We start from the raw sequence: 11,150 nt of genomic DNA, 5'->3' as shown, positions 1-11,150 counted from the left end.
TGCGCTGTCCGCCGCCGGCCATGACGTCGTGGTCCTGACCAGGCGCCCGGAGCACGCCCACGAGGTCGGCGGCACGTCTACCGCCTCGCCGCCCGGTGCGGGGCCGGACCCGGACGAGATCGCCGGGTCGCCGTGGTCGGTGAGGCTGACCTGCCCTGCCCCCTGCCCCGCTTCACCCTGCTCAGGGACGTCGACGGGGTCGGCCGGTGGGCTGAGCGGCTGCGGGGGTCGCCTGCTCGCCTCGGTGAGCAGCGCGACGGCACGCTCGTTGGCCGCCTCCAGCACGGGCGGGAGGCTCTGGACGAACTCGTCCGCCCGAGCCGCCTCGGTGACCTCCTGCACGAGCCGTTCGGCGCGTGCACCGACGGAGTCTCCGCGGCCGGCGAAGGCGGCGACGCCGTCCAGCACTCCCCATTGGACGCCTTCGAGGGCGCGCAGCACGGCCGGGGCGGAGACGAGAGCGGATCCGAGAACCTGGTCGGAGACGTCGTAGTCGGCTTCCGCGAGCGCCTGGACGAGGGGGGTGCTCTGGTCGCGGACGACGGAGAGCCGGGCGAGCAGGTCGGCTGCGTGCCGGGCGGAGCGGCGGCGCGGGGTATCGGGGTCCTGGGTGCCGAGGGACGGGGCGCGGGTCTCCAGAGCCCGGCGCACGTCGTTGACCGGCGCTTCCAGGGCTCGGGCCTTCTCCCGGATCTGCTCGGCGAGGCCCCGGATGTTCCGGCCGGAAAGGGTCTCGGGGGCGCTGACGCCGAAGAGTGCGGCGGCACGCGCACGGGCCTTGGCGTACTGCTGCTCGGAGGGTTTGGGCTGGTCGCGCAGGGCCCAGCCGCTGCCGACCGCCTCAAGCCCGGGGAACTGTTCGGGCTTACCTCCGTTGAGCACCCAGTCGCGGTCGGCGAGGAGGGCGTACACGGCGATGATGAGGCTGGAGACGGGCTTGTCCAGACCGGTCCAGCCGTATTCGGCGATCCACTGGCGGATCTCCTCGACGGGGTAGTCGCCACCGGCGCGGCCGTGCCGGGCGGCAATCTGGTCAATGCGGCGCCGCCATTCGAAGGAGACGTTGAGCGGCCCGTCGTGGACCTCGCCGAGTTCCAGGGGGTGGACGATGCGCTTGAGCAGGCCGAGCTTGTCGCGGTCGACGACCGTCCGGCCTGAGCGGTCCTCCATCGCCTTGGTGATCCAGGCCAGGACCGTCTTGAGCTCGCCTATGGTGACGGCCTTGCGCGTGTGCGTCAGGTCCAGGTCGGGGTGCTTGGGATAGATCCGGGAGTACAGGCCGTCGGCCAGAGCGAGCATGTTGTACTCGAAACCGGCGCCCCCCTGGAGTCGCGGCCGGTCGTGGCCGGGCCGCAGTGACAGGACATGCTGCCCGTCCCGAACCTCGGCGGAGACGTTGCCGTCGTCGCTCGCGGAGATGCCGTAGAGCTGCTGGAGGAGGGCGGTGAGCTGCGAGGCGACGTTCTCGGCCTGCGCCTGGAGCTGGTGCCGGACGCGGATGCGCTGGTCCGAGGCCAGGTGCGAGGCGTAGTCGTCGAGCCGGTCGCGTTCGAGCAGGTAGCAGATCTTCAGGAGTCGTCCGAGCTGGTTGGCCTTCTGCGTGGACAGGTGGTCGGGCAGCCAGACGAGGGTGTCGGCCTCGAACCCGGCGCGGCGCAGTTCGTCGACCCGCCCGGCGTCGTCGCTCGGGTATTTGCCGTGCACGTCGAAGGGGTAGTCCACGACGAACCGGATCCGGCCCTCCACGGATGGCCTGAACTGATCGTCGGGCAGCACGGCCGAGTCGCGGACGTTCTCGAAGACGAACTCGACCGTGCGCCTGCTCCCCCGCCAGACGATGTCGCGTTCGGAGACGAACGCGCCGGTGTCGCTGACGCCGAGCAGCTCCCAGAGCTGGTTCTTCACCCAGATGCGCCGGGCGCCGAGGTTGTCCTGCTCGCCGACCTGCTCCAGCAGCGGCTCGACGTCCAGGTCGGACAGGTGCAGCGTGAACACCGGGTCGCGGTCGCCGTCAGCGCGGATCTCGCCGAAACCGGCGGCGATCAGTTCGCGCAGCCGGGTGCCGACGACGCTGCCGGGCGTCGACAGCCGCGACTGGATGGAGCCCTGGTTGAGGGCGGCGAGCCGGGCGCCGGTGAGCCTGCTGAGCGCGGAGACGTCGGGCGCGAGCGCGGACAGGATCAGCGTCTTGACGATCCGGTCGTCGGCGCGGAAGTCCTTGTGCTCCTCCGACCCGTACTTCTCCCGCAGGTGCGCGCGGACCTTGGCGTGGAAGTGCCGGGCGGTCTCGGCCTCCTGCTTGAGGTGGTCGGTGAACGCCTCGCCGACGTCGCGGCCAAGGACGTCCCACAGGTCGCCGAGCGGGATGAGGTCGCCGAGCCGCAGGTCGTCGCGGCGCCGCGACAGCATCGTGTTGAGCAGCTTCAGTCCGGTGCGTTCCCGTTGCAGCGCCCCCGCCAGGGCGACGAGGACGTTGAGCAGGGCCGGGGACAGCGGGTAGACGTCGCGAAAGTCGTTCCAGTCGGCCTGTGTGGCACCGTGCGCGTCGAGCAGAGCGTCCTTGACGGCGGCGTTGTAGGACTCGACCTTCGCGAACGCCTCGTCCAGGGCGTGCTCCATGCCGGCCTTGGGGCGCAGGATCCGCGTCTTGATGATCTCAGGGAGGTTGCTGTCCTCCAGGTTCACGACCTTGAACCGCCCCGCGAGGTACTGCACGGCCGCTTCGAGGTTCTTGACGTCGGCGCCGACCACGTCCTCGCCGACGAGCTGGGACAGGTTCCGCTGCCGGGAGATGAACGACACGATCGGCACCGGCCGGTCGCTGTCGCCGGACTCGATCAGCTTGACGAGCTTGCTGACCTCGTTGTTCACCTTCTCCTGGTTGGACATGTGCGCCTGCAGCCACAGGATCAGCTCGTCCAGGAACAGGATGAGGCCGGTGTAGCCGTGCTGCTGCGCGTGCCGGCTCATGACCGCGAGGCCGTTCTCCAGGGGGAGGTAAGTCTCGGCGGCGCCTCGCGCGCCGTAGGCGTAGGTGGAGAACGGGCCATCGAGCAGCGCCGACTCGAGGGCCGTGCGCAGAGGGTCGCCGGGCGGCGCCTCCAGCGCTTGGTCGAGGTCGGCGCTGCTCCACCGGGAGCTGGACGCACCGCCGAGGTCGAGGTTCGGGAGGTCGTCGTCGGGTTCGGGCCGGGCGGGCGCGGAGCCACCGAGCCACTGGGCGAACTTGGCGTCGTCGGCGAGGAATTCGCGCTGCCGGCGCGCGTCCCGCAGCATCGCGTCGGAGCGGTGGACGGCCGGGCTGGACAGGCCGAGCCGCCGCGCCTCCGCCGCGTAGCCGCCGAGGATCGCCGAGTCGAGGTCGGTGACGCCGACGAGGTGGAACGGCACCATCATGAACTTCTGGTCGCGCAGCCAGTCGTCGTGCTCGGCGACGAGTTCCTGGAACTCGGCCTTGCGCCGCGCCGCCGGATGGTTCTCCAGGAGCGCGTGGAGCACGGTCATGAAGTGGCTCTTGCCGGAGCCGAACGACCCGTGCAGGTAGGCGGCGTTCGACTTGCCGCCCCGCACCGACGCCTTCACCAGGTTCAGCGAGTCGCGGAAGGCCTGCCTGAGCTGGCCGGTGACGACGTACTCGTCGATGCGCTGGTCGGCCTCGTCGAACCCGCCGGTCAGCTCGACCTTGTAGTCACCGGCGAGGACCTCTTCGGGGATGTCCAGAACGTCCCGCAGGTACAGTTCCGCCGCCCGTTCCGCCACCCGTCGACTCCCCTCGTCTCACCTGCGCGCACTCCCCTGCGACGCGCCTCAAAGATAGTGCCGCGCGGGCCCGTCCCGGACCCCCCGCGCCCGATTCCGCGGGCCATCCGGTCACCCGGCGGCCCGGCTGGCCGAAGCCGGTCACGGCCCATGGTCGAGAAGCCTCCACGGAAGGCCGCCGGGGTCGACCCCGGCCTGCTCCAAGAGTCCGGCTCACGCCCGGCAAAGGCCGCCCTTACCCGGGTGGCGCTCCATCAACTGAAGTGATCCGAGCCGCGGCGACCCAGAAGTGACTCTCGGCTGGGCTCGCCGGAGGCATCCCACGACTCGGGGGGCGGGCCCAGGATCCTCCTCGCCGCCTTGATCACAAACCACCCTGACAGGCAGTTCCCGCCCCGGAGCGCGGCGGAGACGGCGACGCCGGCACTCCGCTCAGCCCATGCGAACACCGAAAGCCCCGGCCGAAGCTCGTCGGCCGGGGCTCCGTCCGGTCACTGACCCCTCGGTGGCAGTGCCCGCGGCCCTGTGGTCAGGTATCGGGGTGGACGTCGACCAGTTCTTCAGTTTCGGGCCGAGTGCGCCCTTCGAGACACGCCAGGTCTTCACCAATCGTGAGGAGCACATCCGGACGTGCCTGCGGCGGTTCGCCGCGCACGGCGAGCGGTCGTTCACGACCGGGGAACTGCTGGACTTCCAGCGCCCGGCGTCCAACATCATCACCGTCGTCGGTGAGGGCGGCATCGGAAAGTCGACACTGGCCCGGCATGTCGCGGAGCTGGCGGTGGAGGGCGAACTGAACGACCTCCCCCGGCGCGGGGCCCGGACGGTCCTGGACTTCGCCGACGCGGGCAACTCCAGTTTCGAGGCGCTGCTGTTGCGGCTGCGGGCCTCGCTCGGGCCGCTGGCGAAGTCGTGGCCCGCGTTCGATGTGGCACTTGCGGTCTACTGGGAGCGAAAGCATCCGGGCGAGGACCTGGCGGCGTTCTTGAAGCGGGGTTCCGCAAGCGACTCGTTCGGAATGGCCGAGCAGGTCAGCGGGACGGTGGATCAGCTCCTCGGCGGTTTCGGCGCGGTGTCGGTGGCCTATCGGGCGCTGAACATGCTGGGGAGGACGGCCGCGCAGAAGGCGCGGCTGAAGCGGCTGCGCGGCGAACTGCCCGCGCTCGACCCGATCCTGGGCGAGGACGACCCGGACCGGATGATCGGCTACATGCCGGTGCTGCTGGCCGCTGACCTGGAACGGGCCAGGAGCAGGCGCCCGGCGCTGGCGGTGTGCGTGCTGGACACGCTGGAGAACGTCCAGTCGCTGCCCGCCGAGCGCGGAGGGCTTGAGGACCTGGTGTCGCGGCTGGTGTACCTGATGCCGAACGTGGTTTTCGTCGCGGCCAGCAGGCTGCCGCTCCGGTGGCACGACCCGGTCAAGGCCGCGGCGTTGACGTACGGCGGGGCGCGGCGCTGGCCCGGTCTGGGCGGGGCCGATCAGCTGGGGCTCGGCGGGTTCGACCGGGTCTCCGCCGAGTCCTACCTGGACGCACGGCTGATGGTGGACGGCCGCCCGGCGATCGGCCCCGGCATCCGGGAGCGGATCATCGCGGGTTCCGGCGGGTCGCCGCTCTACCTCGACCTGTCCGCCGGGCTCTTCGGACAGCATCTCGCGCGGGGCGAGGCTCCCCCAGCCGAGGCGTTCGGCCTGGGTTTCCCGGAGCTGGTGCTGCGGACCATGCGCGACCTGTCCGCCGATGACCGGGACCTGCTGCGGGCGGCGGCGCTGCTGGAGGCGTTCGACGAGGAGACCCTGAGCGAGGTGCTGCCGAACGTCCGGCGCCGCCAGGTCGAGGCGTTCACGCGGCGCCCGTTCGTGCGGCGGGACGAGACGGTGTGGCCTCCGTACCGGCTCCACGAGAACCTGCGGCACAGCGTGACCGAAAGCGACGCCCACACCGACGACGGCTGGACGGGCGCGGAGCGGCCGGAGAACGCCGAGCGCGCGATCGGGTACCTCACGCGAGTCGCCCTGGAGGTCTGGGACGAGGGCGATGACCATCCGCTGCCGCCGGGGGTGCGCAGCCAGCGGAGCGTGGCCGCGTTCCTGCTCGGACTGCGGGCCGCCGACGAGCACCGTCTGCTGCCCGGAGCGCTGGGCGACATGGCCTACAGCCTCAGTGTGCTGGGGCATTGGCAGGTGCTCGCGTCCCTGCCCGAACTGCCGGGCTCTCCCCGGCTGGCCGAGTTGACGGCGGTCGCGCGGCTCACCGCGCGCGGAGACCTGAACGCCGAGGACCGCTACCAGGCGATGCGCGAGCTGGTGGGCGAGCCGTCCGGCCCGTTCGCGGACTACTACCGGCACGAGCTGGCCGCCCGCGCGCACATCATCGGCAGGCTGTCCGAAGCGGGCGACTACGTGTCCGCGATCACGCCCGATGATTCGCTGATCGGTGCGAGCGCGCGGTTCGACCTCGCGGACAACGCGCTCCGCCGCAGCGACTTCCGGGCGGTGGCACGCCTGATGGCCGGCGGTTCGGACTCGGGACCGGACAAGGTACGCACGGCCGACATGCTCGGTCACACCTATCTCCAGAACGCCCGGTTCGACGAGGCTGCCGGGCTCTTCGAGTCGACCCTGGAGGAGGCGCGGAAGGCGAACGCGCCGCTCTGGGAGGCGCGTGCGGTGAGGCATCTCCTGCTGGCATTGATGTGGTACGACCCGCGGCGGACCCTGTCCCTGATCCCGCAGGCCCGTGACCTCAACACGTCCGTCGGCGAGCTCATCGGCGTCGCGCAGTGCGACATGGCGGAGGCCATGGCGCGTGCGCTCGGCGGCGAGCGGGAGCGGGCGGACGAGCTGCTTCGGGCCGCCGCGCGGCGCCTGGACGAACTGGGGGCGACGCGCGAGCTGCTGCCTGTGGAGACACTGCGGGTGCTCCTGCTCGTGGCCGAGGGAAGGACGGCGGAGGCCGCGGACGTCGCACGCGGGCTGGACGACAGGTGCCTGCCCGTCTGGATTCCGGTCACCCGGCAGTGGGCCGGGCTGGAGTCCGACTTCGGCGGCATCCCGTGGCTTGACGATCAGGACACCGCGCAGCGGCGGTGGGAGGGGCCGCTCAGCCGGTTGCGCGCGCCCGTGTGCGGGCGGCTCGACGTCGGCGACCGGCTGGCGCTGATCCAGACCGGGCGGGTGGCCGGCGGGCAACTCGAACCGGTGATCCGGGCCGGGCTGGCCAGCCCCGCTTTCGACGGCCCGGAGGGACCCGTTCCCGAGGACGGTGTCATCGCCGGCCCGCGAACGGTCCTGAAGGTCCGGCGGCGCATGCATGAACGGCTGGGGACCCTCCGCAACTTCGAGGAGCTGCGGGCCGCGGCGGGCGTCCGGGCTCCTCGCCTGCTGGACTGCGGAACCGTCGGGGACGCCTGGTGGGCCGTCCTGGAACGCCTTCCCGGTGTTCCGGGGGATGAGCCGACGCCCGGGCGGCAGCGGGAACTGGGGCGGCAACTGCGGCTGTGGCATGCGCGGCCGCCGGGAGACGGCCTCCGGCTGGACTCGCCCGGCGCACTGGGCGTCCTGCTCGGCTCGGCGCGCAAGACGGTCCCGCACGCCTACGAGGCCATCGGGGAGCTGTTCGACGCCGCGTGCGCGGGGCTGCCGATGGCCGCGATCCACGGGGACGTCGCCGTCGGGCACAACACGCTGTTCGACGGGGACACCCTCACGGGCGTCATCGATCCGGGGGCGACCGAGACCGGACCGCCGATGCTGGACCTGGCGTGGGCCCTCGCCGTCGACATGCCCCGCGGCGCCGAACCCGGGCCGCTGATCGAGGGCTACGGCGCGGAGGCCGTCGACCGGGACGCGCTCGACGCGCTGCTTCCCCTGATGATGCTGCGCCGCCTCATCGACACCCCTGGCCTCGGCCTCGCCGCGAGTGACGGCGCCTGGATCACCGCGTGGCTCCGTGACCACCGTCCCGGCCTCCTCACGCTGGCCCGGTGAGACCGGCCCTGACCGCGCAGGCGTAGGCAATGAAGTTGTTCAGGACGTTGTCGGGACGGCGAGGCGTTCGCGGAGTTCGGAGTGCCTTTCAGTGCGCTACAGCTCGCCTCTGATCGGGATCTCCTGATTGCCGCCTTTCTTGTCAGCTTTCTCGTCCTTTTCGTGGGTTGCATGGTGAGGGCCGGGGACAGGTCGTCGAGCAGCGACGCGGGTGCACTCGTGACGCCGTCCGAGGAGCCGAGTCCTCCCGCGGAGACCGTCGACTACACCGTGACCTCTGTGAAGGGCAGGAAACTGGACGGCGACAACTGTGTCGCCGCTCGGGTGAAGGTGAGCAACCATCGACGCACCACCCTGAGCAGCGGGGTGGACACCGGCATTCCCGCACCGTTCAAGCTGGTGAACGGCAGGGGTGAGAAGGTGCGCTCGGCCACGATGTACCTGACCCTCGCCCGGGACATCCGCCCCGGTCAGAAAGGCAGAGGCAGCATCACCTTCTGCGCGGCGGGCATCGCCGCCGGCAGCACGGTGACTCTCCACCTCGGCAGGAGGAAGTGGAAGGTCGCGGTTCCCAAGCCCAGGCCGAAGCACACGGTAAAGGCCCCGAGAGTCCCACCGAGATCAGGTGGCGATGGTGGGAGCGGCGGAGGCGGCGGTGGGGGCCACCCCGGTTACACGGGGCCGCGCTGCTATGCACCCGGAGGAAGGACCTGGCACCCGTGCTGACGCGGGACCCGGCGCCGAGCCCATGTCGCGCTGACCACGGTCGGCCGCGCTCGTAGGGTGCATGCACGAATAGCGCACCGCCGCCATGTCTCCGCTGGCCCGGATTCGGTGCTCGGGCGAGGTATCGGCGCCATGCCGACCGGGGCGATCCCATGGAGGTGAAAGTCCCGTGGGTTACCCGGCCGGCGCAGACAGCTTTGTGCACCCCGAACTTGAAAGCGTTCGTGTCCGGTGATCCCGAAGCTCAGGGCCCCTGCTCGCTTGAACCGGGAAGCCTCGCCCCCGGACGCCGACGCACGGCCTCGCGGCCGCCGATCATCCGGGATACGAGAACGCCGCCAGCCGGCTCGACGGACCGGGGCATCGTTCGATCGGTCTCAGTTCAGGTCGAGGTGCCCGCCCTTGACCCGGCCCGCGAACGCCTCCCACGCGTCGGCCCCGAAGACCAGCTTCGGCCCGTCCGGGTCCTTGGAGTCCCGCACCGCGACCGCCGACGCCAAGTCCGCCACCTCGACGCACTGACCACCAGTGTTGTCACTCTTGCTGCTCTTCTGCCATTCGGCAGCGGAGATTGGCACCAGGGGCGCTACCTCCACGCACTGGTGACCAGTATCAGTGCTGTAACTACTCTTCCGCCACACTGACGGCACCAGGGCAACCCCAACACGCTGGCCGCCAGGGTTACTGCTGTGGCGGCTCTTGCGTCGTGGCATACCCTGCGGGCTCTGTGCGCTCATAGACTCTCCAAGATCGTCCGGAGCAGGGCAAGAGAATCCTCAGCACTCATCGCTGAGGCCCTGATCAAATCGAAACGTACCCCATATTTCCGAACAACCCCAGGGTGATCGACGAGCTGTCCACCTACATGCCCCTCGACTAGCACGGCATCTGGTTCGTCCTTAAAGGCCAGGACCGTGAATGCCCCCGGCAAGCCAGGGTAGGCCCCCTTGATCGTCGGGACGACCTGGATCGTGACATGGGGCAGATCCGTTAGATCAATAAGGTGCTGGATCTGCTTCTTCATCAGTTCCGGGGGTCCGATCGGACGACGGATGGCGCCTTCGTCGAAGAGTGCAAACACATGGGGCGGGTTCTCCCGCTCAAGGATCTCCTGTCGCTCCATCCTTGCTGACACGAGCTGCCCCACCGCCTCGGAGGTCTTCCCGAGCTTGAGCACCTCGTGCGCGTACTCGGGTGTCTGGAACAGCCCAGTGATGACCATGGTCTCGAAGATGTGGATCACCTCGGCCTCGCGCTCGCGCACGACGAAGTCCGGGAAGCCTGGTGGCAGGACGGCAAGGCGCCCGAAGTCTCGGATCCACTCCCAGACGCGGTAGAAGGTGCCGTTGGTCTTGAAGTAAGTGTCACAGTCCTTGGCGAACTCCTCCGAAGGTCCGTTTTTACCTGACTCGACCTGACCGATCCATTGCGGGGTGTATCCGAGCTTTTCGGCGAGTTGAGGACGGGACAGACCGGCAGCCTCCCGAAAGGCTCTTAACTCTGTCCCGTAGTACTCGACCGGCGAGGACGGGACACCCGGGTCGCGAGGACGGCGCGGCATGGCAATCTCCAAGGTTTGAAATCGAAGCTGCTTTCCAACAGCGCACGAACGGTTTCGCACGTTGGGCTTCTCGCTCTTCCCGACCCTAACTCGATTACAGCAAGATCTGAAGCCGTAACGCAGAGAAACGAGAGCGAAAGTTCAACGATCATGAATTTGCCCGTCGACCCCGCTGACCAGGCACTGGCACAGCTCCGCAAGGACTTCCAAGGGCATCACATCTGGCGCGCTACGCAGCACGACGGAAAACTTGGCGATTGGGTCGCCACTCTGCACGACCCTAAGGAAGGGGTAGACGCAACCGTTGTATGCAGTAGCGAAGAAGAGCTTCGCAAGGCTCTAGCCATCGAACGCACTCGCGCGACCGGCCGCCCTACTGGCCAACCCAGTAAGTGGGTGCGCGACCAATGAAATGGGTCGAACCGAAGCACTGGAACGTCGCCGCCCCAACTTCGTCTATAACGCCCCACCTTGACCGACTTGCCGAAGCGGTCGTCCGAGAAGGCTGGCAGGCCGTTCCGCGTTATGACGGACCGCGCCCGCTCGTCCACGTCTTCGACCGGGATGTCCCGCAGTTCGGTGAGAGCATCACCCTCGCCCCTGGACCGGTGCCCCGGGTGTGGTGGTTCCGGTCGAGCACTGGCGAGAACCTCGCTCCGCACACCGACCCGCCGCAGGCGGCCAGGCAGATAACCCGCATCCTCATCCCGTACGTGACGGCCATACGGGCCGCCCGGTCGCACCGAGCGCAGAGAACCGGGACTCCGTCCCCCACTCCCCCGGCCGTGCCAGACCCGGCCCACGTGACGACGATCGCCGAACTAGAGAAACGGTTCGCCGGTCTCGTGTGCTGGTGGGGCCACTACACCTACGAGTGGTGGGCGATCGTCCCCGGCGGGACGCAGTGGACGATAGTCAACGCCGAAGAACCGGACTCCCTGCTCCACGAGATCCTCAGGGCTCGGAAGCGCCAATAACACGAAGCCGCCGCGCGGCCGGGAACCTTCCCCGCACACCCCGGCCGCGCGGCCTCCACTTGCTAGGGCTCACGCCTTCTTGCGTCCACGCCCCCTCGCGGGCGGACGCCACGCTTCGAGGTCTTCCTCCGACAGCTCG

6 protein-coding genes are annotated in these 11,150 nt (G+C 69.6%); 3 read left to right on the top strand and 3 right to left on the bottom strand.

From position 1 onward, the window contains the following. The coding region (locus AB0C69_RS28270) for a PglY protein (protein ID WP_360358222.1) at window positions 1-3,759 on the bottom strand (3,759 nt) is incomplete at its 3' end. A 505-nt stretch (window positions 3,760-4,264) separates the two neighbouring features. On the opposite strand from AB0C69_RS28270, the gene AB0C69_RS28265 reads away from it, so the two are divergent. Both AB0C69_RS28265 and AB0C69_RS28260 read left to right on the top strand, forming a co-directional pair. Further along, the gene (locus AB0C69_RS28265) at window positions 4,265-7,747 is read left to right on the top strand and encodes a phosphotransferase (protein WP_360358221.1); all 3,483 of its coding nucleotides are present in this window, start codon (window positions 4,265-4,267) and stop codon (window positions 7,745-7,747) included. Window positions 7,748-7,828: 81 nt separating this feature from the next. Then, window positions 7,829-8,473: a hypothetical protein gene (locus AB0C69_RS28260; RefSeq protein WP_360358220.1), complete on the top strand. Its 645-nt coding sequence runs from the start codon at window positions 7,829-7,831 to the stop codon at window positions 8,471-8,473. Window positions 8,474-8,850: 377 nt separating this feature from the next. On the opposite strand, the gene AB0C69_RS28255 is transcribed toward AB0C69_RS28260, so the two are convergent. Both AB0C69_RS28255 and AB0C69_RS28250 read right to left on the bottom strand, forming a co-directional pair. Then, entirely contained in the window at window positions 8,851-9,186 is a 336-nt protein-coding gene (locus tag AB0C69_RS28255; RefSeq protein ID WP_360358223.1) for a DUF397 domain-containing protein, read from the bottom strand. 20 nt (window positions 9,187-9,206) lie between these two features. Further along, window positions 9,207-10,046: a helix-turn-helix transcriptional regulator gene (locus tag AB0C69_RS28250; protein ID WP_360358219.1), complete on the bottom strand. Its 840-nt coding sequence runs from the start codon at window positions 10,044-10,046 to the stop codon at window positions 9,207-9,209. 791 nt (window positions 10,047-10,837) lie between these two features. On the opposite strand from AB0C69_RS28250, the gene AB0C69_RS28245 reads away from it, so the two are divergent. Then, window positions 10,838-11,011 carry a hypothetical protein gene (locus AB0C69_RS28245; protein ID WP_360358218.1) on the top strand — a complete coding sequence of 58 codons (174 nt, stop codon included), beginning with the start codon at window positions 10,838-10,840 and terminating at the stop codon, window positions 11,009-11,011. The last annotated feature ends 139 nt before the right edge of the window (window positions 11,012-11,150 follow it).

This window comes from Actinomadura sp. NPDC048032 (assembly GCF_040653175.1).
Lineage (GTDB): Bacteria > Actinomycetota > Actinomycetes > Streptosporangiales > Streptosporangiaceae > Spirillospora > Spirillospora verrucosospora.
Note: the sequence above shows the minus strand (reverse complement) of the source record. Positions and strands in the feature narration are given on the sequence as shown.

Coding starts and splice junctions, on each gene's coding strand:
- AB0C69_RS28255 (WP_360358223.1), bottom strand. CDS start 9,186: ATGCCACGACGCAAGAGCCGCCACAGCAGTAACCCTGGCGGCCAGCGT.